The organism is Algibacter sp. (assembly GCF_039977455.1).
Classification (GTDB): domain Bacteria; phylum Bacteroidota; class Bacteroidia; order Flavobacteriales; family Flavobacteriaceae; genus Algibacter_B.
In genome coordinates this window covers 188,685-212,646 of the sequence record NZ_JBDWDG010000012.1, presented here as the reverse complement: position 1 = coordinate 212,646, position 23,962 = coordinate 188,685, and the positions used below count along the sequence as shown (strand labels likewise).

The window sequence follows — 23,962 nt, the reverse complement described above, 5'->3', positions numbered from 1 at the left end:
TTTTTAAGTGATTGTCACGCTTTTTTTTCCAATGAAAAAGCTCGTATTGCCGATTGATTAATTATTTTTGTCATTCCTGCGCAAGCATGAATCCACTTTGAAAATAAATTTTAATAATTACTAAAATGAGATACCTGCCCTGGCAGGTCGTTGAATATGGCTCAAAAACCAAGCATCCCTAAAGGAACCAGAGATTTTAACCCAGAACAAGTAGCAAAACGAAACTATATTTTTAATACCATTCGTAGTGCTTTTGAAACCTTCGGGTTTCAGCCTATTGAAACACCAAGTTTTGAAAACTCAGATACGTTGATGGGCAAATATGGAGATGAAGGTGATCGATTGATTTTTAAGATTTTGAATTCTGGGGATTATTTAGCAAAAGCAAATGAGCAAGCTTATACTGAGAAAGATTCATTAAAATTAACGTCTTCCATTTCAGAAAAAGCTTTGCGTTACGATCTTACAGTGCCTTTTGCGCGTTACGTAGTGCAACATCAAAATGAAATAGAATTCCCTTTTAAGCGTTATCAAATTCAGCCTGTTTGGAGAGCCGATAGACCGCAAAAAGGTCGGTTTAGAGAATTTTTTCAATGTGATGCCGATGTTGTTGGTAGTAAATCACTTTGGCAAGAAGTAGAGTTTATTCAATTATATGACACTGTTTTTTCTGCTTTAAAGTTAGATGGTGTTACCATAAAAATTAATAATAGAAAAATATTATCTGGTATTGCTGAAGTTATTGGTGCTAGCGATAAACTTATCGATTTTACCGTAGCTTTAGATAAGTTGGATAAGATAGGTGAGGAGAAAGTAAAAGAAGAAATGCGTTCTAAAGGTATTTCAGATGCAGGTATATCAAAACTGCAGCCTTTATTTAGCTTGTCAGGTACTTTTGAGTCGCAAATAGAAAGTTTAAAGGGTATTCTTAATACATCAGAAGAAGGTCAAAAAGGAATTGAAGAATTAGCATTTATAAATTCAGCAATTACTGAGTTAGGTTTAAAAACCGCAACTTTACAACTTGATGTTACGCTTGCGCGTGGTTTAAACTATTACACAGGCGCTATATTTGAAGTTTCTGCTCCTGCTAAGGTAAAAATGGGATCGATTGGTGGCGGTGGTCGTTATGACGATTTAACCGGTATTTTTGGTATGAAAGATGTTAGTGGTGTAGGTATTAGCTTTGGTTTAGATCGTATTTATTTAGTGCTAGAGGAATTAGGGTTATTTCCGGAAACGGTTAATAAAAACATAGATGTTTTGTTTATTAACTTTGGGGATAACGAAGCGTTATTTAGTTTAAAAGCAATAAAGCAATTACGTTCGCAAGGTGTAAATGCAGAACTCTATCCGGATGCAGCCAAAATGAAAAAACAAATGAATCATGCTAATAAGCGTGCTATTCCTTTTGTTGTTTTAGTGGGCGATCAAGAAATAGAATCGAACACCTACACATTAAAAAACATGATTTCTGGCGAGCAAGATAAGGTGTCGTTAGAAACATTAATAGCTCAAACTAAAAAATAAAACACATATAAGTATTCGGGAATTTAAATAAGTTGAATTTAAAGTTTTTTTTAAAACTAACTTAAAATTTTAAAAATAAATTCAACTTGTTTATCATAAATACTTTTTTAGAAATTATCGCAAATTCAAATATTGCGCGCATGTTGATAGTGGGCTAGCTTGTGTATGTTTTTTTATTAAAAAAGGGGCTAAATAAACAATTACAGTATAATATTTTAGGTTTAAGTGGTGGATTTGGTTTAGTAATTACAAATTCCATTCTTTGGCTAAATTAGTATTACATATCCTTTTGTTATTAAAAATAAGGAATATTTTAAATTTGTTTTTTTATAGTTTTAAATGCGTTTTATATTTTAGAAGTTTAATCTACCAGTATTTTTTTTGAGATTTTAAGGTTATCTGTAATTAAATTGATAAGGTATACTCCAGATTGAATTTGCTCAACTTTAAATTCAAGATAATTGTCATTAAGACTATCGTTTTCTTCATTTAATTTGAAAACGGATTGACTTAAAACATTATAAATTTCTACCGTTTTAATGTTTACTGAATTTGGGTTGTTTATTATTAAACGTTCTTTATCATTTGAAAAATATACTTGTAAGTCTGTTTCTTCAACATTTTCAACACTTAATGAAGCTTTTGAATCATTATTAGAAAAGGTAAGTTCAAAACGATCCTTATATTCGCCAGGGCTTAATAATACGGTGTATTTGCTCTCTTGTAAGTTGTGGTAGGTATTTAATTCAATATCATGAACATATATGGTTTTGTTAGACTCAATGTTTTCTAGGTTGTCAATACTTATAGTCGCTAGGCCTTTTTTTGCTATTTTTAGACTAAATGGTAATTTTTGAGTTGTATCAAAATTATTTACCGCTTGAATTAGTAATTTCGATTGGTTTAGTGTCCAATACATATCTTCTTGGTTGTCTTCAATAAGTATGGCGTCGTATCCTAAATCAAATCCGTTAGATGTGTTTTGGTCTGCGCCTGTTAATAATTGGCGATGATATCCATTAGGAGAATCGAACATTAACCTTATTTTTTCTCTATTGTCTTCCGTAACGTTTATGTTGCTTTTAGATTTTTTTGAGCCTTTAAAGAGTTTTGAGTGTGTATTACCTCCCGACAGGTTTTCTTTGTGGAAAATTCGTTGGCTATTTTTAAAGTTTACATCGCCATCTACAATTGGTTGTGTTAATCCGGATAGACCATCAACATTGGATGAAACAAAGAAACCTTGACCTACAGCTATATATCTTTCTGGAAGTTTAGTTTTGGAGGCGTAGGATGCATTAATCCTTGAATCTGTAGTTATAGCAACGGTTCCACCCATTAAAGTGTAAACCGCATAACCGCCTTGGTAACTTGACAATTGGTGGCTGTTTATAGAAAAATGATCCCAGAAATATAATGCACCATTAATAATATTTTTATCATTGTTACCCCCATCTTTGGTATGAATGTTGTCTCGTATAAATTGATTTGCATCTAAAGCTGATGGGTATGGGTTGCCTATTAAATAAGTGCTAGCTGCATTAATAGATAGGTTAAAATCTCCATTATTTGGCTGTCCAACCATAACATAGTTTTGATTAGGCGTATCTGTTCCGGGACCTTTCATGGTAAAACCTTCACCTATTGCTAAAGTACCTGTGCTTCTTACGTGTTGCCATTCAGAATAGGCTTTACTTGGCCTGTTTGTGTATTTCCATATCCAATAATCTGCATTTTGAACAGGAGAATTCGTACCATTATACCCAGAGGTTAAGAAACCTACATTTTCTATAATATCATCTACAGTGTAATTTCCATTACATTTAGGAGATACAGGCGAACACCAATAGTTATAAATATAGGTACTAGAATACCCTTGTTGATCACACTCTAATGATCCTATGCTAGAGGAATCAAAATCACTTTGGTCTGTTTGAATTAATTGTGATTCGCCTTCTAAATCGATAGTTCCGTCAAGTTTTAGGTAGTGGGTCACTGTTAAACCAATACCGGTATTAGATCTTGTTTTGCCATTAACTTGTAATTTGCCATCGTTTATTATTAATCCTTTAACAGAGCAATTTCTACTTCTAACAGCTGAAGGTGATGCGCCAAGGTACGTGTCATGATTTATTTCAACTATATTCCAATCTATAGGTGTAGTTCCATCAATAATAGATAAGGAATTTGGTAGTGTTTGCACCATATGGTTTAACCATGTAGTATCTGTGTCCCAAGAACCAGCAGCTTGTGTTTTATAAGGAAGTGGTGCTGTTTGATAATCTACAGTGCTTATATTTCTTAAAGCGCCTTGGTTGTTGTTACCCGACATATCGTCTGTATTCGAATAGGTGTATACAGACATTGGGTAGTAAGCAGCCAATTCTGTCCAAGGAATAGTGCTAATTTCGTTTTTTGAAATAGACGAAGGGATTACATTGCCATATTCTAAGGCCAGCGTAGCATCATCGATAATTTCCTGATTCATAATATATCTCAACTGAATAGGTGTAAGGGCAGTGTTCCAAACTCTTACTTCATCAATATTTCCAGCAAAATAACTAGTTGTGTTAGGAGGATAGCCATCTGCAGCAGCAATAAGGAATTTTTGAGATGTAGCTATGGGTGCAGGTAAATATGTTGCTATTGTAGCGGTGTCTTCAACGCCATCTATAAATAAAATACCTGTTCCTTTCGAATATGTTATGGCTACTTGATGCCATTTATTTTCTGGAATAACCACTGATGAAGTTATTGAAACTTCTCCGCCATTCCAAGTCATTTCTAAGTTTCCAGATTCATTAATCCTTAAATCGTAACCTTCAGAAAAGGCAGCATTTCTTTTTGAAACAATAGAAGCATTAAGTGTGCCTGTGTCTCTTTTTATCCAAGCCGAAATAGTAAAGGCATTAGCGTTTAAATTAATTTTGTTATTTACATCTATATAATCTGAGGTGCCATCAAAATATACAGAACGTTTAGCAATGATTTGTGGGGCATATCCAAAAGTTATGTATTTAGTACCATTAAAATCGTAATCTGTTTCTAAGTTTCCATTACCATCATTGGTCATTACTTTATAATGTGCAGTAGTGTCGAAAATATCTGTATCCGATATAAACATATAGAAATGACCAGGAGGCGTTATGTTTCTTATGGTGTTTTGAGGAATTCTTATTTTACAAGAAGGGATATTTCCACCATTTTCAACTACCTTCCATACACGTTGCATGGCAGTAAATGATACTGGGGTTGATAACCCTGTAACACTAGAACTCAAGTCAACCACCACTGGAGGTGAAGCAAGGTTAATATCTGTACCGTTGTTGCCCCAAAGTAAATATTCTTTATCGTTTAACGTTGTTGGGTTTGAGGCTATGTTTTCGTCATTTGTATCATAGATGTCAGAAAGTCCTATGGTTAAAAATCCATTTGTTAATGTTGGGCCGAATGTATCTGTTCCATCTGCTTCTGTATGTTGACTTTTAGATTGTTTTTGGTTTAATTCCAAAGTATCATCTCTTCCTATTCCTGTAACATTAAAATTGTATCCTGTATTTTCGCTAGCATCCCAAATAACCATTCCTTGGGAGTCTAAGTAGTCTGTATCTCCTTGGTGAGTTATAGCTCCTTCTGAAGTTTCAAATTCTTTAAATGTTACACCATATTGAAAAGATTCGGAGGTTGTGGTATAAGTTTGAGAGTAGCTATAATTAGAAGCGGAATATCTTGAATTATCGACATTTTCAGAAGGTCCAAAATCAAAACTTTGACTTGCGATTGTAACTTGCGAAAATGAATATGAGGGCAGTTGTATACTAATTAATAGTATAAAATACCTTATTAAAAAAGTAATTTTATTCATTTGAGGTTTAGTTGTAGCTTGGGACTAACTTATTAGACATCAAAGGTATGTTCTAATTCCATGAAATGCAAATTTAATCGACGAAATGCAATACGTATTTGTTATCTAGTTGGTTTTCAGGGTATTGCGTTGTTTGTCTTTGGTGTGTTTTTTTAGGGTTTTTGTTTGAATGAATTTTACCTAACAAATGTGTAATATGTTTGTGTTTTGAAATTAATTAATTTTAATAATAGTTACCGCTTAGTAAGATTTAAGTTGTGTTAGTTAGGATGTAAATAACAATTGTGGATAGCATAAATTGATTTAATAATTGCTCAATTATTGTTAAATATTATATTAGAGCAAAAAAAATATCATTTAAAGTCAAATTTTAGGAAGACCAAAACCTTTTTTTGTATTACTATTGTACTATATTGTAATGACTATAACTGTATTATGAAATCAGATCAAAAAATATTAAAAATTCACGAGAAAGATAACGTTCTCGTTGCATTGGCAGATTTAAAAAAAGGAACAGAAGTTGTTTATGACTCAAAAACTTATGTTTTACAAAACGATATTCCTGCTAAGCACAAATTTGTAACCGAAACTTTAGCAAAAGGAGATTTGGTTTATATGTATGGGGTTCTTGTAGGGAAAGCTAAAAAAGATATTGCCAAAGGCGATATGATTAGCACTACTAACCTTGTTCATGATACCGAAAGTTATGGCGTTAACGATACTAAAGAAAAGGATGTTTGGCAGGCCCCAGATATTTCGAAATTTGTAAATAAAACGTTTAATGGATATCATAGAGCCGATGGTAAAGTAGGTACGGAAAACAATTGGTTAATTATACCTTTAGTTTTTTGTCAGAATAGAAATGTTGAGGTTTTAAAACAAGCTTTAGTTGAAAAGTTAGGCTATGGAAAAAAGCAACATTTAGGTTTAGATGTTGATGCTTTAATTAACGATTATAAATCTGGGGTATCTACAGATGCTATTTTAGAAAAGGATATTTTAAAGGAAGCTAATGATACTTCAAGAAACCTTTTATTTCCCAACGTAGATGGTGTGAAATTTTTAACTCACGATGGTGGTTGTGGTGGTGCAACTTCAGATGCTGTTACATTATGTAATTTATTAGCTGGGTATATTAATAATCCAAATGTAGCAGGAGCAACTGTTTTAAGTTTAGGTTGCCAACACGCACAGGCTAGTATTCTTCAAGATGCCTTATCGAAAATGGCAGCCGCAAATACTAAACCGGTTTATGTTTTAGAGCAACAACAAAGTGTTTCCGAAAAAGTATTGTTAGCAGATGCTGTTAAGAAAACCTTTGTAGGTTTAATGGAAGCTAATAAAATTGAGAGAAAACCTGCAAGTCTATCTAAATTAGTTATAGGATTAGAGTGTGGTGGGTCTGATGGGTTTTCAGGTATTTCGGCTAATCCAACTTTAGGTTATGTATCCGATTTAATTGTAGGTCTTGGTGGTGCTACCGTACTTTCAGAATTTCCAGAATTAAATGGTGTGGAGCAGGAATTAATTAACCGTTGTACAGATTCAGAAAAAGCTAAAAAGTTTTCTCATATCATGTCAACATATAACTCTAAGGCAGAAGCATTAGGTGCTGCATTCTCTATGAATCCTTCACCAGGAAATATAAAGGACGGCTTAATAACTGATGCTATAAAATCTGCTGGAGCTGCTAAAAAAGGAGGAACATCGCCAGTGGAAGATGTTCTAGATTATACAGAGCAAGTTGTAAAACCTGGCTTAAATTTATTATGTACTCCTGGAAACGATGTGGAATCTACTACAGGATTGGCAGGTTCAGGTTGTAATGTTATCTTATTTACAACAGGTTTAGGAACACCAACAGGAAATCCAATTACACCAGTTGTTAAAGTATCTACAAATAGCAAATTATTCAATAAAATGAATGATATTATAGATTTCAATACGGGAACTATAATTGAGGGTGAAAAAACTATTGAACAAGCTGGCGAAGAATTATTGGATTTTGTAATCGAGGTTGCTAGCGGAAAACAAACTAAAGCTAGACAGCTAAAACAAGACGATTTTATTCCTTGGAAACGCGGAATGTCTTTATAAAATATAAACTACAAAACTAATTAAAGAAACATGACAAAATTTAGTTTAAAAAACAAAGTAGCCATTATAACTGGTGGCGGAAGCGGTATTGGTAAAGCGATATCCCTAACGTTTGCAACGCAAGGAGCAGAAGTACACATATTAGATTTTAATCTAGAAGCAGCCGAGGAAACTGTAAATGAAATTAAGGCCTTAGGTGAAAAAGCAGCGGCTCATAAATGTGATGTAGCTAACCAATCGAATGTTGAAAGTATTGTAAAGTCAATTTCAGAAAATGGTGCCATTGATATTTTAATTAATAACGCAGGTATTGCTCATGTTGGTAATATAGAAGCCTGTGAAGAAGCCGATTTAGATCGCCTTTACAATGTTAATATAAAAGGTGTATACAATTGTATTAAAGCCTGTTTGCCTGCCTTAAAGAAAACAGGAAATGGTGTGATTTTAAACTTAGCTTCAATTGCATCAACGGTAGGAATTAACGATCGTTTTGCGTATTCAATGACTAAAGGTGCCGTTTTAACAATTACGTATTCTATTGCTAAAGATTTTATAAAAGACGGTATTCGTTGTAATTGTATCGCGCCAGGTCGTGTTCATACACCTTTTGTTGATGGGTTTATAAAAAACAATTATCCAGGTAAAGAAGAGGAAATGTTTGAAAAACTTTCGAAAACCCAACCAATAGGGCGTATGGGGAAACCTCAAGAAATGGCAGATTTAGTACTGTTTTTATGTTCTGATGAAGCTGGATTTATTACAGGTTCAAATTACGCTATTGATGGTGGATTTGTAACATTAAACGGAAATTAATAACACAATATAAATTAAAACAAAATAAGATGAAGTTAATAAGATTTGGAGCAGTTGGAAGCGAGCAACCAGGTGTACAGTTAGAAGATGGGACTATCATTGATGTTTCTGCTTTTGGAACAGATTATAATGAAGATTTTTTTGGAAATGATGGTATTGAAAAACTTAAAGTTTGGTTGGAAGCTAATCAACAAAGTTGCCCAATAGTTGGTGATGAAGTACGTTTAGGTGTGCCATTAACAAGACCTTCTAAAATTGTTTGTGTTGGATTAAATTATGCTCAACATGCCGCTGAAGCTGGAATGGAAATTCCAAAGGAACCTGTTTTATTTTTTAAAGCGACTTCTTCTTTAGTGGGGCCTAATGACGATGTTATTATTCCTAAAGGAGGTGATAAAACAGATTGGGAAGTTGAGTTATCCATAGTTATTGGAAAAAAAGCGTCTTATGTAGAGGAGGCTGATGCTTATAATCATATTGCCGGTTATGTTTTACATAATGATGTTAGTGAGCGTGCTTTTCAATTAGAGCGTTCAGGACAGTGGTGTAAAGGTAAAGGATGCGATACATTTGCTCCTGTAGGTCCTTTTATTGCTACTAAAGATGAAATAAAAGATCCTAATAATTTAAATCTTTGGTTAAAATTAAATGGCGAAGTTATGCAAAATAGCTCTACGTCAGATTTTATTTTTAATGTAGAGAAAGTAGTAAGCCATATTAGTCAATTCATGACTTTATTACCAGGAGATATCATCTCAACAGGTACGCCATTTGGTGTTGGCTTAGGATTAACACCTCCTGTATATTTAAAACCTGGCGATGTTATGGAGTTAGGTATTGAAGGTTTAGGAGTATCAAGACAAGTTTGTAAAGCATATTCAAAATAGATTTATTTTCTATATGATATATGTTATAAATCTTGTTTTTTAAAATTGCAAAAACATGAGACATCTAAAGGTGTCTCATGTTTCTGTTTGTTGAAAACTCATTATTATTTTCATATTTTCGGGCGGTAAAAGCTAATTAGTTTCTTAAAATTTAACAATAATAAAAACATTGTTTAAAGATTTAATTACTTTGCAAGGCGAAAAACGAGAACTTTAAAACTTGGAATTAATTTAAGAAAAAAGAGTACATAAATGATTATTGATTCACATCAGCATTTTTGGATTTATGATGCAGTTAGAGATAGCTGGATTGATGAAACTATGAGCGTTATCAGAAAGGATTTTCTTCCTACAGATTTAAAACCTATTTTGGATGCTAATAATGTAGATGGCTGTATTGCCGTTCAGGCGGATCAATCTGAGAAAGAAACTGAGTTTTTGCTGGAATGTGCAGACCAAAATCCTTTTATTAAAGGTGTTGTAGGTTGGGTAGATTTATGTGATGAAAAGGTAGCAGAACGATTAAGTCATTTTTCAAAAAACAAAAACCTTAAAGGTATTCGTCATATTGTGCAAGCCGAAAAAGAAGATTTTGTTTTAGGTAAAGACTTTCAGCGAGGTATTAATGAATTAAGGGCGTTTAATTTAGTTTATGATATCTTGGTGTTTCCAAATCAATTGGAAAACGCAATTAAACTAGTCGAAAAATTTCCTGACCAAAAATTTGTTCTTGATCATATCGCAAAACCGCAAATTTCAGAAGGATTAAACGAAAAATGGGTTAAAAATATTAAGCAGTTAGCAACATTTAAAAATGTATCATGTAAAATTTCGGGAATGATTACTGAAACCGAAAATTTTAATTGGACACCAGAGCAGTTCACACCATTTTTAGATAGTATTGTTAATGCTTTTGGAACAAAACGTATTATGTTTGGATCCGATTGGCCGGTATGTTTATTGGCTGGAGAGTATAAAAGTGTATTACAACTAATTGAAAATTATTTTATTGATTTTTCCAATGAAGACAGAAAGATGATCATGGGAGGAAATGCAATAAGATGTTATAATTTATAAACGAAATAACCATAAGAATGGACTTAAAATTAAAAGGTAAAGTAATAATAGTTACTGGCGGATCTAAAGGTATAGGTTTGGGTATAGTGGAATCTTTAATTCGTGAAGAAGCTATTCCAGTAATAATTACTAGAAATAAAGCAAGTGTAGATGAGGTAACCGAAGTTTTTAAGGCCCAAGGTTTAGATATTTCTTATGCATTGGCTGAACTTACAGATCCAGAACAATGTAAAAATGCAGTACAATCCGTGGTTGAAAAACACGGTCGTATTGATGGACTAGTAAATAATGCTGGTGTAAACGACGGAATAGGGTTAGAAAATGGCGATTATGAAGGGTTTATGTCTTCGTTAAAACGTAATGTGGTGCATTACTACCTAATGGCACATTATGCATTGCCAGAACTTAAAAAGAGTAAAGGTGCTATCGTGAATATAGGATCTAAAACGGCCGATACTGGTCAAGGTGGGACTTCTGGATATGCAGCTTCTAATGGTGGAAGAAACGCGTTAACAAGAGAATGGGCTGTAGAGTTATTACCTTATAGTATTCGTGTAAATGCATTAATTGTTGCAGAATGTTATACCCCATTATATGAAAAATGGATTAGTACTTTTCCAGATAAAGAAGAAAAGTTGGCCGCTATAACAAAGAATATTCCATTAGAAAATAGAATGACTTCTCCAGAGGAAATCGGAGATACTGTTGCTTTTTTACTATCTAGTAAATCAAGTCATACTACAGGGCAATTATTGTATGTAGATGGTGGATACACACATTTAGATCGTTCAATTTAATAGTCAAAAAATAATTTAAACTAACACTAAACCAACTAATTATAATGAGTAATATCACAAAAACACCAGTTGTTTCTAAAAAAGTATTGGTACCCTTTATTTTGGTAACCTCTTTATTTGCACTGTGGGGATTTGCTAACGCGGTTACAGATCCTATGGTAAATGCCTTTAAAAAAGTACTAGAATTATCAAACACTCAAGCATCTTGGGTTCAAATGGCTTTTTACGGGGGGTACTTCTGTATGGCCTTGCCAGCAGCCATGTTTATGCGAAAGTACTCTTATAAAGTTGGTGTTTTAATTGGGTTAGGTTTATATGCTAGTGGAGCTTTGTTGTTCTATCCGGCAGCTATTACTGAGAAATTTTGGTTTTTCTGTTTAGGGCTTTATGTTTTAACTTTTGGTTTGGCATTTCTTGAAACGGCGGCTAACCCATATATTTTGGCAATGGGAGCAAAAGAAACGGCAACACAACGTTTAAATTTAGCACAGTCTGTTAACCCTGTTGGGTTAATTGCAGGGTTGCTAGTTGCTAAATATTTTGTATACGATAAGTTACAATCTGATGATATTGCAGATTTTAGCGCTTTAGATGACGCTAAAAGAACTATGATTAAAGTAGCAGATTTAGCTGTTATTAGAGATCCTTATGTGGTTCTTGGGTTAGTTATACTTGCAGTTTTTGTATTGTTTTTGGTTAATAAAATGCCGCAATCTAAAGAAGAAGGGGTTATGCCTAGCTTAGGTGACACCTTTGGTAAATTATTAGGAAACAGTAAATATGTTTTAGGTGTTGTAGCTCAAATATTATACGTTGGGGCTCAAATTATGACTTGGACTTATATTTATCAATATGCGGAAGCTATTGATTTAGCTAATGCCGATGTTGTAGGGTATGAGAAGATTGATGTTTTTGCTTACCAATTTATAGCATTCATTTTATTTACATTTGGACGTATTGTAGGAACTGCCATGTTGCGTTTTATGAGCTCTGGTAAGCTATTAATGTTTTTCGCAGTTTTAGCAGGGGCTTGTGTTGCTAGCGCCATGTTTATTGAAGGTATAGTTGGTCTATATAGCGTTGTAGGGATTTCATTTTGTATGTCTTTAATGTTCCCAACTATTTATGGTATTGCTTTAGGTGATTTAACCGAAGAGCAATCTAAAGTAGGTTCTGCAGGTTTAGTAATGGCCATTGTTGGTGGTGCGCTTTTACCTATGTTACAAGGAATGATTATTGATGCGGGCGGTAGCGGTGTTGCAGATACTAAAATAATGGGTGTAGCCGAAGTTAATTTCTCATTTGTATTACCATTAATGTGTTTTGCTTATATCGCGTGGTACGGATTTCATGTATTTAGCAAACATGAAGGCAAAGCAGTTTAAAAATTTATAAAACAAGATTATGAAAAAGTATTGTTTTGCTTTAGATTTAGTGGATGATCCGAAATTAATTGAGGAGTATAAAGCTTATCATGAAAGTATTTGGCCGGAAATAACAAAAAGCATTATAGATTCTGGTATCGAAAATCTTGAAATTTATTGTATCGGTAATCGTTTGTTTATGATAATGGAAGTTAATAGTGAATTTTCATTTGAAAAGAAAAATACTATGGACGAAAACAATCCAAAAGTGCAAGAATGGGAAACCTTAATGTGGAACTACCAGCAAGCACTGCCTATGGCTAAAAAAGGCGAAAAATGGTTGCTAATGGATAAAATATATCAATTAGAATCATAATATTTTTTAGAAAATACAATGGTATAAGTACCTTAAAAAAGACTTTGCTTTATAAAAGTTAAAACATAACTAAAATTAACTATAATCAATTAACTATTATCTCATGAAATTAACAATAAACCCTAAATATCCTTCTGTAACGGATTTAAGAAAAAGAGCCATGGTTAAAATGCCAAAGTTTGCTTTTGAGTATTTGGATGGAGGTTGTAATGAGGACATTAATTTAGATAAAAACCGGTCTGATATTCAGAAAATTGAATTGATGCCACAATATTTATCAAAGTTTGATAAATCGAATTTAAAAACCGAATTATTTGGTCATACTTATGATGCACCCTTTGGAATTGCACCAGTAGGCTTACAAGGTTTAATGTGGCCTAATGCACCAGAAATTTTAGCCAAAGCTGCCAAAGAGCATAATGTGCCTTTTATTTTAAGTACGGTAACGACATCTAGTATAGAGCGTATTGCAGAAATTACTGAAGGTAAATCTTGGTTTCAATTATATCATCCTGCAGAAGAAAAAGTAAAAAGAGATTTGTTAGATCGATCTGCCGCAGCAGGAACAGATGTGTTGGTTATCTTGGCCGATGTACCAACTTTTGGATACCGACCTCGTGATGTTAGAAATGGATTGGCAATGCCTCCTACAATGAGCGTTAAAAATATTCTTGAAGTTTTTAAAAAACCAGATTGGGCTCTTCAAACCTTAATTCATGGGCAGCCTGCTTTTAAAACTTTGGAACCTTATATGCCTAAAGGGTTAAATTTAAAGAGATTAGGGGAGTTTATGGATGTTACATTTTCTGGTCGACTTAGTCAGGATCGTATAGCGTCTATTAGAGACCAATGGAAAGGTAAATTGGTTATTAAGGGTGTTGTTAGTGAAGAAGATACTCAAAAAGCTATTCAATTAGGTGTTGACGGTTTAATAGTATCCAATCATGGTGGGCGTCAATTAGATGCAGGACAATCTACCATTGTACCTATGACGCACTTAGCAAAAAAATATAAAGGTCAAATAAAAATCATGGTAGATTCTGGTTTACGTGGTGGTCCAGATATCGCTAGAGCCATGGCTAGTGGTGCTGAATTTACTTTTATGGGACGTACTTTTATGTATGGTGTGGGTGCCTTAGGAAAACAAGGTGGCGATCATACTATTTCTCTAATGAAAAGAGAATTTCAACAAGTTATGGAGCAAGTATGTTGTGAAAAGGTGGAGGACCTACCAAATCATTTAATTTAAACACAAGTTGTATAAAAGGTATAAGCGATTTTAAAAATGAGGCTGTACCTACTAATTAAAAGCGAAACCCAAGACTAAAATCTTGGGTTTCGCTTTTAAATGACATATAACTAACCAATTTCCTTTGTTGAATTGAGTTATAAATACTCGGCAGGGTAAATATTACCCAGTAGTGGTTTTAGGCTAAATTTAATTTTATCTGTCAAGTATTTAAAACTATGAGTTCTAATTTTATTTAGGAATAGGATATAAATAGGCATAACCTTTGAAATTACAGGTAACCAAATTTAGGTTTTTAAATATAATAACAATTTAGAAATAATTCTTTCAGAAAGACGATGGGTAAAAGAAAGGCAATTGTAGAAAAGGCAAATCGAAATTTTAGACTCACTAGATATATAGTCTATAAGGAAACAGCTCTTGATGCACGCGAGCAATTTTGGTCATTTTTAGGTGCTTTTATTGGTATAGGCTTTATTGCTTATATTCAATCTCAGCAATTTACACGATTAGAAAATATACTGTTAATTGGCTCCTTTGGGGCTACAAGTGTTCTTGTATTTGGCGCCATTCAAAGCCCGTTAGCACAACCTAGAAATCTTATTGGTGGCCAAGTAATATCAGCCATAATAGGAGTAACAGTTTTTCAATATTTACCTAATGTAGTTTGGCTATCTGCTCCATTGGCTGTAGCTTTATCTATAATAGCCATGCAAATTACCCGTACCTTACATCCTCCAGGTGGTGCCACAGCACTTATTGCTGTTATAGGTACAGAAAAAATTACATCTTTAGGGTATATGTATGTTTTGGCTCCTGTTTTAAGCGGAACAATAATATTATTTGTAGTAGCGCTTATTTTTAATAATTTAACAAAATATAGAAGCTACCCAACAAATAGCAGATTGACACGGGTTTTTAGAACCAATAAAAGAAATGAGTAAAGAAACTGAAGATGCATTAAAAGAACGTATAAAGGAGCTAACTTGCCTTTACGAAATATCTTCTATCATTGAAAGCGTAGATATAGAATCCATAGAAAATGTTTTAAAGGCCTGTGTTTTTAGCTTAAAAAAAGCCTTTTTATTTCCCGATTTTACAGATATTAAGTTTAGTAGTGAAGAATTAGAAATTAGTACCAATCGGTTATCTGTAGATAACCCTAAAATCGAATCTAGTATTCGAATATTTAATGAGCCAAAAGGTAAAATTATAGCCAGTTTGAATGGTCCTAAATTAACACAGGACGATTTTTTAAAAGAAGAGCAGCAATTGCTGGATAATGTTGCCTTAAAGGTGGGCAATTTATTAGAGCGTATTGAAATTCAAAAAAGTGAGACCTCTTTAAAAAGGCAAATGGAACATGCAGACCGCTTAAGTATTTTAGGTGAAATTACGGCCGGAATTGCTCATGAACTTAATACGCCTTTAGCTAATATATTGGGCTTTGCAGAGTTGTTAAAATCTGATTTAGAAGGAGATAAAAAAATAGCTTCAGATTTAAATAAAATTATTGATAATGCTATTTTTTCAAGGGAAGTTTTAAAAAAATTATTATTCTTTTCTTGTAAAATGCCTCAAGAAAAAAAGCAGGTTAACCTTGTTCCAATTATAAAAAGTGCCATTAATTTACTTGATGCCACCTTCAGAAAGGAAAAGGTTAAGTATAGTACTAAAATTAACGAGGAAGAGTTATGGTTAAAGGCAGATCCTATTCAGTTAACCCAAATAATTTTTAATTTGTTAATTAACGCTATTTATTTTTCACCAAAGGAAGGACTAGTAACTATTCAAGCTTTACAAAAAAAAGATAGTATTATTTTAAAAATCAGTGATGAAGGCAAAGGACTTACGCCTAATGATTTAGAAAAAATATTTCAACCTTTTTTTACTACAAAACCTATGGAGGATGGTTCGGGATTAGGTTTAAGTGTTGTTCATGGTATTGTAGCATCGCATAAAGGCTCAATTATAGCAGAAAATAACCCTGACAAAGGCGCTGTATTTACGGTGACTTTACCAAAAAATTAAAACATGCAGTTACGTAAAGAAAACATACTTATTGTAGATGATGATATCGATATATTAGAATTATTACAACGTCATTTACAATCATGGAATTATCATTCTTATAAAGCGGTTTCGGTAAAAGAAGCAGTTACTATTTTACGTGATACTAAAATAGATTTACTTATTACCGACTTGAAAATGCCGGAAATTGATGGGTTTGAACTTATAAAATTTGTCTCAGAACATTATCCAAGGTTGCCAAAATTGGTGGTTACAGGATATCCATCGGTTCAGGATTCTCTTTCGGCAATTAAATCGGGAGCTGTCGATTATTTAACAAAACCATTTACAAAAAATGAGTTAAAGGAGGCTATAGATAAATCTATGTCCTACAATGAAAAGAAAGAAGAGAAAACAAATGTGCTTTCTGAAGAAAAAAATAAAGCATATGGAGAAATTATTGGTAATTCAGAAAAAATAAATGATGTTATTCAAATTATCGAGCGGATAAAAGATAATAAAGCCACTGTATTAATTAAAGGTGAAAGTGGAACAGGTAAAGAACTTGTGGCTCGTGCTATTCATTATCAAGGTAAATTTGCTAGAGCTCCTTTTATTGCTGTAAACTGTGGAGCGATACCAGAAAATTTACTAGAAGCTGAATTGTTTGGGTATTTAAAAGGGGCGTTTACAGGGGCAGATGCCAATAGAAAAGGGTTTTTTCAAGCTGCCAATGGCGGAACCATTTTTTTAGATGAAATAGGAAATGCTTCCTTAGCCGTACAAGCAAGACTTTTGCGTGTGTTACAGGAAAAAGAAGTGGTTAAAGTGGGGGCTCAAAAGCCTGATAAAATTGATATTAGAATTATCGCAGCAACCAACAGTAATTTGCGGGATATGATTGATAATCAAACCTTCAGAGAAGATTTATTTTACAGATTAACAGTAATAGAAATTGATATTGCGCCTTTACATGAGCGTAAGGAAGATATCCCTTTACTAGTAGATAAGTTCTTGTTTAAATACGGCGTAGAGTATAAAGACCGATTTGTTAAAATAACACCGGAGGCTTTAGCGGTTTTAAAACGTTATAATTGGCCAGGAAATATAAGAGAATTGGAAAATATTATACAGCGAGCCGTAATTATGTGCGATAAGATTATTGGTGTCGAGCATTTACCAGAACATGTAAAATATACCTTAGAGTTTTCAGAAGTAACTTTACAGCCTTTAAAAGTTATTGAAAAAAAGTATATAGAAAAAGTTCTTCGTGTCTCCGGAAACAATAAAACTAAGGCGGCCAAAATTCTTCAAATAGATAGAAAAACACTGCGCCAAAAGTTATCTAATTAGTGGTTTAATGGTGGTTCGTTTTTCTTCAACTGGGAATTTTTGAACCACTATTGTTTTTACAGTTATACATTTTACACCTTATAAACCCTTTTAAATAAAGGGGGTGTTTGTTTTTTTTCTTTTTTTAATAGCTTTTAGGCATATCAATTGCTTATGGTATATGGAGTTTGATAGGGTTTAAATGATTTTATTTTTAATAGTTAAAGGTCATTTAAAACTATCATCAATTAAAACAAAGTGTAATAATAAAAACAAAATCATTTATGAGAAAGTATGTTTTAGCAACAGTTATTGGTTTAGGTGTTTTAACTATGAATGCCCAAGATTTTAATAGTAAATCTATAGCAGTAGAAAAAGGAGATGTTATTGAAATTGGTAAACCTTCAACGTTTAAGTATAAACACATAAAGTTTCCACGGGCAAACTTTATAATTAAAAGAGGCGGGATTGCCAACTATAAGGCGGCCTTAGGCGATGAAGTTGTTGTAACTAATGTTGATGCTACTAAAAATGGAGTAACCAAAGTGGATGTAAAACGTAAAGATGGTAAACGTTTTTTTAATACAGTAAGTACGGTTTCAATAAATTTCGAAGATGCCTTGGCGGCAAACGAAATTAAATTGTAATGCTCCCTTAGAAATAAGCTCTATAATAAAAGTTAATCTTGTTTAATGGTGCTTTTACTTAATAAGTGTGAGTTTAATAACATTTAAAAAAGATGAGATACGGCAGTTTAATATTAGAAAAAAAAGAGTTTGTTTACGTAAAACAGATTCTTAATATCACGAGGTATTCATGCGATTTTGAAACAAAAAAATCATTACGAAAACTTAGTGAAGAACTTAAGGAAGCACATATTATTGATAATGCTGAAATGCCTCAAGATGTTATTCGCCTAAACAGTAAAGTTACCGTAATTTTTGATAATGGCTTGGAAAAAACATTTCAAGTTGTGGCACCAAAAGATAAAGATGTAAGTAAAAATAAAATATCTGTTTTATCAACCATGGGTGCTGCTTTACTTGGCTATTCCGAAGGTGATACCATTTTATGGGATTTTCCTAGCGGAAAGCAGCAACTAAAAATAGTAAAAGTACAGCAAGAAGAGACTTTTAAAGATGTAAATCCAGTTATTTAATTCCGTGTTATGAAAACAGAAAATGATAAAATATTTAAACATGATTCTGATGTGGATATAGCGCACAAAATCAATACTATGGAGTTGGATAACTGGATAAATCATTTAACTTACATAGAAAAGGAGCTTAATACCCTTATAGGAATTTATGCTGTAAAGTTAAACGAAAAGCTTGATGGCGATCGTATTTTAAATCGATTAGTAAAAAAGCAATCAGAAAATAAAACGTTACTTGCTGCTCTTAATGGATATGCTGTAAAACGTACTAAAATAATAGAGTGCGATGATATGCAATGCGATATGGTGTATATTACAGAGCATGAAAGTTACCGACGAAGTTACCTCTATCATTTAGATAAATATAGAAGGATAAAAGATGAATTTTTTAAAGAAGTACACGAGGAGTTTTCACTTTTAAAACCCGTTTAGGGCAAAGTTTTGAATTCCGCTTTATTACATAAAATAGATAATCAAAGGCGACTTTGTATCCAAAAAGATTTGAAAGAATTAAATCAATGGATTTATACATTAGAGGAATTTAATAATGAACTAGATAGTTGTCATATAATAGAAAAGCAGCTTATACACAGTGCTTCGGTATCCAATTTAATAAAAGGACTACGGCGTAAAAATGTTTTAAGTATGGCTTTGTTCTGTAAATATAATCAGGAATTAAAAGACGAGTGGGAATATGGAAAAATAGACTATGATGTAACTCGGGCTAAACTACATGAAAAGAAGCGAGAACAATACGTCCTTTTAATGGAAGAGTATAACGCGTTTAAAAAACACATTTATAAATTGTTGATGCGATATCAACGTAAATAATTTAAAGCCATGAAAAAGATTTTAATTCCAACAGATTTCTCGCAAAATAGTTATCAAGCCATTGATTATACGATGAAACTTTTTAAAAACGAAACATGCGCTTTTTATTTTCTAAATACCTATTCATACAATGCACATGGTTTAAGTGCTATTGAAATGCTTCAGGCAGACGATGAATGGTTTGAGAAACCTAAAGAAGAATCATTGCAGCATTTAGGTGAATTGTTAGAACGGTTTACTGGGGCTAATAGTAACTCAAAGCATAGGTATCATGTCATTTCAGAGTGTGCTACTTTGGTCGAAGGTATTGAAAAACAAGTTAAAGAAATTGGTATTGACTTAATTGTACTTAAAGGTGGAATTGTAGTTAGTAAAAAAGTTAAAATAATAATTGATAAAGTAAGAACATGTCCTATATTAATAGTGCCATCGTTTGCATCAATTCACAAAAAATTAAAGCTAACCATTACTTCTACTTTTAGACATCCTGTTAGGACTGTGGAGGTAGATGCGTTTTTAAATATTTTAAGCAACACGAATTGCGCCATCAATATTTTGGTTTTAGAGGAAGAAGAAAGCGTAACCCCCGAAGTGAAAAACAATTTAAAATTGTTTGTTAATCACTTAGAGAAATTTCCAAACAGCTTAGTTCAGGTAGAATATATGAAAGGGTCTAGAAGCTTAAAAGATTATGCCATAACACATCTTAATAGTATTATGTGCATTACAGATAAAAAACCTGGTTTACTACGTAAAATTGGGTTAACACAATCTAAAGCGATTTCGGTTTTAGAAAAAATAAATAAAAACCCTGTTTTAGCCATCCATCAATAATATGAATATGGGCTTGGAGGGAAATATGTGATATTAAATATTAGTTATTGTAGTTTAGTTGATTTGAAACTTAATACTTATGTTGTGTTTCAAGAAAGCACCCAAGATGTTTGCTCTTGGGTGTTTTGTTTTTTAATAATTTTAAATGCAAATGGGCTCTAATTTTAGCTCAAAATTCAAGGTGTATTTTATAGTCAATAAAAAAAAACTCTGTTTTAGTGTTAGTATAATGCGTTTGTCGAGACTATTGTTTTCAAATTGAATCGAAAAGAAGTGTAAACAATGTTACAATTGGTACATTTACAATTTGTAATTTTATGCCTTTGAAGTAAAATTCAATTCCTAAGTTAAATAATGATAAATTAAATAATGAAGAACCTATTTTTATTTTTTACACTTTTAACGGTCTTTGTAGGTAGTTCGCAAGTTTTAGATCCCGTAAAATGGTCAACTTCAGTCGAAAAAATATCAGATACAGAATATGTGTTAATAACAAAAGCAACTATAGATTCTGGTTGGCATTTATATTCTCAAAACGTACCACAAGATGGTCCGATACCAACAACGTTTACTTTTGATGATAACGGAGGGCAAATTCAGTTAGTAGGTAATACTTCAGAAGGCCAAGGGCATACGGTTAATGATCCTGTTTTCGAAATGACTATTAAGTTTTTCGAAAACATGGCAATCTTCAAACAAAAAATTAATGTAAAGGGAGATGTTTCAGCAGTGCAAGCATTTGTTGAGTTTATGGTTTGTGATGATGCACGTTGTTTACCACCAACCGAAGTCGATTTAGTATTTAAACTTTCTGCATCTTCGGCTGTAGTAGATACTAATGAGGCCGATACGACTCAAAAGGTTCAAGAAACGGTGTCTCAAGCAATCGATTCGAGTTCAGAAAAAGGCATTTGGTCAATCTTTTTTATTGCTTTTCTTTCGGGATTTGCAGCCTTATTAACACCATGTGTTTTCCCAATGATTCCTATGACGGTAAGCTTTTTTACAAAACAAAGTAAAAATAAAGCAGTCGGGATTAGAAACGCTATTATTTACGGTATTTCAATTATAACAATTTATGTGTTACTAGGTATATTGGTAAGTTTAATTTTTGGTGCCGATGCACTAAATGCCCTATCTACCAACGTGTGGTTTAATATTATTTTCTTTGTTTTATTAATCGTATTCGCTGTGTCGTTTTTAGGAGCTTTCGAAATTATGTTACCTAATTCTTGGGCTAATAAAGTTGATTCTCAAGCAGATAGAGGCGGGTTAATTGGCATCTTTTTTATGGCATTGGCACTTGCTATAGTATCTTTTTCGTGCACAGGGCCAATTGTAGGTACCTTACTTGTAGAGGCGGCTTCTGGAGGAAGTCAAATAGGACCAATTGTAGGCATGCTTGGTTTTTCGTTAGCTATTGCATTACCTTTTGCGTTATTTGCAGCGTTTCCGGGTTGGTTAAATTCGTTACCAAAATCTGGTGGTTGGTTAAATACAGTAAAAGTTGTTTTAGGGTTTTTAGAATTGGCATTAGCGTTTAAATTTTTATCGAATGCCGATTTAGTTTTACAATTACATTGGTTGGAGCGCGAAGTGTTTATATCCATTTGGATAGCCATATTTGGTGCCTTGGCATTTTACCTTTTTGGGAAAATACAGTTACCTCACGATTCGCCATTAACACATATTTCGGTAGGGCGTTTAAGTTTAGGGCTAGTTGTTTTAGCGTTTACAATTTATATGATTCCAGGACTTTGGGGAGCACCACTTAATTTAATAAGTGCATTTCCGCCACCACAGCATTATAGCGAGTCACCTTACGGTGTGGGCTATACGCAATTAGGTTCGGGAGCTTCGTATCTTGATGCTCACGGCGATATTCCTGATGGTGCTCATGTTATGCCACCACATAATATTTTAGCATTTAACGATTACGATAAAGGCTTGGCTTATGCTAAAAAAGTAGGAAAGCCGGTTATGATTGATTTTACGGGGCATGCTTGTGTAAATTGTCGAAAAATGGAACAGAATGTTTGGATAAAACCTAATATTTTAAAAAAGTTGAAAAATGATGTGGTTCTTATCTCGTTATATGTGGATGATAAGCGAAAGTTGGATGCTGATGATGTAGTCGATTCTAAGCTAAAACCAGGAAAAAAACTAAAATATATTGGTCAAAAATGGAGCGAATTACAAACCATTAAATATAAAACGAATTCACAACCATTTTATGTGTTAATGGATCATTCTGAAAATAATTTAATAGATCCTGTGGCATATACTCCAGATGCAGAGGTGTATAATAAATGGTTAGAAACAGGTATTTCTAATTTTAAAAAGTAGAATAATTTAGTTTTGTAGTTTTAAATCCGTTCTTTAGTAATCAAATAAACCTAAATTTATAGCTATGGAAATTTATGAGCTTGTAACTGTAACCGATACTATTCTTAATGCCTTTAAAAACTTAATACCACAGCTTTCTTCAAGTTGTGTTTTACCAGAAAAAGAAGATTTAGAGGCTATTATTAAATCTGAAAATACGGTGCTTTTTGTTGCCGAAGAAGACGCTAAAATATTAGGTACATTAACCTTAGTGTTTACTAAAATCCCAACAGGAAATAAGGTTTGGATTGAAGATGTTGTTGTAGATAATGCAGCAAGAGGAAAGGGTGTTGGTAAAGCTTTAACCGAATTTGCTATAGATTATACGTTCGATAAAAATATAAATAGTATTAATTTAACATCTAGTCCAGAGCGCGTAGCTGCTAATAGGTTGTACCAAAAAATAGGTTTTGTAAAAAGAGAAACCAATGTGTATAGGTTAACAAAAGATTAGGTTTAAAACCCATGTTGTTTGTTAAAAAAAATTATAATACAACCAAGTCTTGGTGCTTAATTTTAAAAACGTAGTAATCTGGATTCTTTAATTAATCCTATTGTTTTAAAGTTTTCTCAAGCGCTTTTAGTTCGACACCCAACTCATTAAACATACCTAAAATACTGCTTATTTTTAATTCTTCTTCTGTATATTCTTGCGTGTTAATACTACAAGTAAACTCCCAAAGTTCTAGTACTTCATCAATGGGTACACTATAGCCATTATAGGTTTTATTGTCCGATACTAAAAATAACTCCCCGTTAAAGTCAATATTATTTATAACGCGTTTGTAAACCATACCGTCATTTAAAGTAATAAGCACATAGGTTTTTCCGCTTTGTATTTCGCTTCTGTTTTCAACAAATCGGCCAATAACAAAAGAGCCATCTTTCATGGGTAACATAGAGTCACCTTTAATAGGAAATGCACGATGTTTTCCTGTAGGTAAAAAAGGCAGTTTTATTTTTTGAAGTTGTTCAATATACTCAGGATCATCATAGCCTGATAAATATCCTGCCGACGCTTTTATAGGAACAACTTCTATTAGGTTTTCATTGTCGCTATCAACAGCTATCGGGAATAAAACACGCTGGTTATTTAATTCTATAAACGAAAAGTCTTTAGCTTTAGTTAAATCATTTCTTAATAAAATATCAATAGGTATTTTAAAATAATCGGATAGTTTAATTAGAAATTCTATAGTTGGAGCAGAACGACTTTCTTCGTAAGATCCTATGCGCGAACGACTAACCTTTAGTTCTTCCGAAAGGCCTTCTTGAGATAGCTTTTTAAGCCCTCTTAAATGTTTAATGTTTTTTGATATAAAATTCATAATACTACAAATATAAGCAATAATTACTTGT

At 32.9% G+C, this 23,962-nt stretch carries 21 protein-coding genes; 19 read left to right on the top strand and 2 right to left on the bottom strand.

The genetic code is table 11. From position 1 onward, the window contains the following. The first annotated feature begins 156 nt into the window (after positions 1-156). Positions 157-1,530, top strand: coding sequence for a histidine--tRNA ligase (hisS, locus tag ABJM36_RS04005; RefSeq protein WP_348449423.1), 1,374 nt, complete (start codon positions 157-159; stop codon positions 1,528-1,530). A gap of 361 nt (positions 1,531-1,891) precedes the next feature. Here hisS and ABJM36_RS04000 read toward each other — a convergent pair whose 3' ends face one another. Then, the gene (locus ABJM36_RS04000) at positions 1,892-5,395 is read right to left on the bottom strand and encodes a LamG-like jellyroll fold domain-containing protein (protein ID WP_348449421.1); all 3,504 of its coding nucleotides are present in this window, start codon (positions 5,393-5,395) and stop codon (positions 1,892-1,894) included. Positions 5,396-5,830: 435 nt separating this feature from the next. Between ABJM36_RS04000 and ABJM36_RS03995 the strand changes: the two genes are divergently transcribed. From ABJM36_RS03995 to ABJM36_RS03910, 18 genes are all read left to right on the top strand, one after another. After that, the gene (locus ABJM36_RS03995; RefSeq protein ID WP_348449419.1) at positions 5,831-7,492 is read left to right on the top strand and encodes an altronate dehydratase family protein; all 1,662 of its coding nucleotides are present in this window, start codon (positions 5,831-5,833) and stop codon (positions 7,490-7,492) included. Positions 7,493-7,522: 30 nt separating this feature from the next. Further along, positions 7,523-8,305, top strand: coding sequence for an SDR family oxidoreductase (locus tag ABJM36_RS03990; RefSeq protein WP_348449417.1), 783 nt, complete (start codon positions 7,523-7,525; stop codon positions 8,303-8,305). 29 nt (positions 8,306-8,334) lie between these two features. Further along, positions 8,335-9,192, top strand: a complete 858-nt coding sequence (locus tag ABJM36_RS03985; protein ID WP_348449415.1) for a fumarylacetoacetate hydrolase family protein — start codon at positions 8,335-8,337, stop codon at positions 9,190-9,192. A gap of 252 nt (positions 9,193-9,444) precedes the next feature. Continuing rightward, positions 9,445-10,269, top strand: a complete 825-nt coding sequence (locus ABJM36_RS03980; RefSeq protein ID WP_348449413.1) for an amidohydrolase family protein — start codon at positions 9,445-9,447, stop codon at positions 10,267-10,269. A gap of 17 nt (positions 10,270-10,286) precedes the next feature. Next, complete coding sequence (locus tag ABJM36_RS03975; RefSeq protein WP_348449411.1) at positions 10,287-11,066, top strand: SDR family oxidoreductase; 780 nt, start codon at positions 10,287-10,289, stop codon at positions 11,064-11,066. Between the two features lie 44 nt (positions 11,067-11,110). Beyond that, on the top strand, positions 11,111-12,451 hold the full coding sequence (fucP, locus tag ABJM36_RS03970; RefSeq protein WP_348449409.1) for an L-fucose:H+ symporter permease: 1,341 nt from the start codon (positions 11,111-11,113) through the stop codon (positions 12,449-12,451). 19 nt (positions 12,452-12,470) lie between these two features. After that, entirely contained in the window at positions 12,471-12,806 is a 336-nt protein-coding gene (locus ABJM36_RS03965; protein WP_348449407.1) for an L-rhamnose mutarotase, read from the top strand. 103 nt (positions 12,807-12,909) lie between these two features. Next, complete coding sequence (locus ABJM36_RS03960) at positions 12,910-14,055, top strand: alpha-hydroxy acid oxidase (RefSeq protein WP_348449405.1); 1,146 nt, start codon at positions 12,910-12,912, stop codon at positions 14,053-14,055. A gap of 338 nt (positions 14,056-14,393) precedes the next feature. Beyond that, on the top strand, positions 14,394-14,999 hold the full coding sequence (locus ABJM36_RS03955; protein ID WP_348449403.1) for an HPP family protein: 606 nt from the start codon (positions 14,394-14,396) through the stop codon (positions 14,997-14,999). Continuing rightward, positions 14,992-16,086 carry a HAMP domain-containing sensor histidine kinase gene (locus tag ABJM36_RS03950; protein WP_348449401.1) on the top strand — a complete coding sequence of 365 codons (1,095 nt, stop codon included), beginning with the start codon at positions 14,992-14,994 and terminating at the stop codon, positions 16,084-16,086. Before ABJM36_RS03955 ends, ABJM36_RS03950 begins: the two co-directional genes overlap by 8 nt. Before the next feature lie 3 nt (positions 16,087-16,089). Beyond that, positions 16,090-17,418, top strand: a complete 1,329-nt coding sequence (locus ABJM36_RS03945; RefSeq protein WP_348449399.1) for a sigma-54 dependent transcriptional regulator — start codon at positions 16,090-16,092, stop codon at positions 17,416-17,418. Between the two features lie 263 nt (positions 17,419-17,681). Beyond that, positions 17,682-18,044 (top strand): hypothetical protein, encoded by a 363-nt coding sequence (locus tag ABJM36_RS03940; protein WP_348449397.1) that lies wholly within the window; start codon positions 17,682-17,684, stop codon positions 18,042-18,044. Between the two features lie 92 nt (positions 18,045-18,136). Further along, positions 18,137-18,556, top strand: a complete 420-nt coding sequence (locus ABJM36_RS03935) for a GreA/GreB family elongation factor (protein ID WP_348449395.1) — start codon at positions 18,137-18,139, stop codon at positions 18,554-18,556. 9 nt (positions 18,557-18,565) lie between these two features. After that, complete coding sequence (locus ABJM36_RS03930; protein WP_348449393.1) at positions 18,566-18,985, top strand: hypothetical protein; 420 nt, start codon at positions 18,566-18,568, stop codon at positions 18,983-18,985. 69 nt (positions 18,986-19,054) lie between these two features. Then, positions 19,055-19,384, top strand: coding sequence for a hypothetical protein (locus ABJM36_RS03925; RefSeq protein ID WP_348449391.1), 330 nt, complete (start codon positions 19,055-19,057; stop codon positions 19,382-19,384). Between the two features lie 9 nt (positions 19,385-19,393). Next, positions 19,394-20,218, top strand: coding sequence for a universal stress protein (locus tag ABJM36_RS03920; protein ID WP_348449389.1), 825 nt, complete (start codon positions 19,394-19,396; stop codon positions 20,216-20,218). A 369-nt stretch (positions 20,219-20,587) separates the two neighbouring features. Then, positions 20,588-22,564 carry a cytochrome c biogenesis protein CcdA gene (locus ABJM36_RS03915; protein ID WP_348449387.1) on the top strand — a complete coding sequence of 659 codons (1,977 nt, stop codon included), beginning with the start codon at positions 20,588-20,590 and terminating at the stop codon, positions 22,562-22,564. A 64-nt stretch (positions 22,565-22,628) separates the two neighbouring features. Then, complete coding sequence (locus ABJM36_RS03910; RefSeq protein WP_348449385.1) at positions 22,629-23,057, top strand: GNAT family N-acetyltransferase; 429 nt, start codon at positions 22,629-22,631, stop codon at positions 23,055-23,057. Between the two features lie 97 nt (positions 23,058-23,154). Here ABJM36_RS03910 and ABJM36_RS03905 read toward each other — a convergent pair whose 3' ends face one another. Then, on the bottom strand, positions 23,155-23,931 hold the full coding sequence (locus ABJM36_RS03905; RefSeq protein WP_348449383.1) for an XRE family transcriptional regulator: 777 nt from the start codon (positions 23,929-23,931) through the stop codon (positions 23,155-23,157). Between the last annotated feature and the right edge of the window lie 31 nt (positions 23,932-23,962).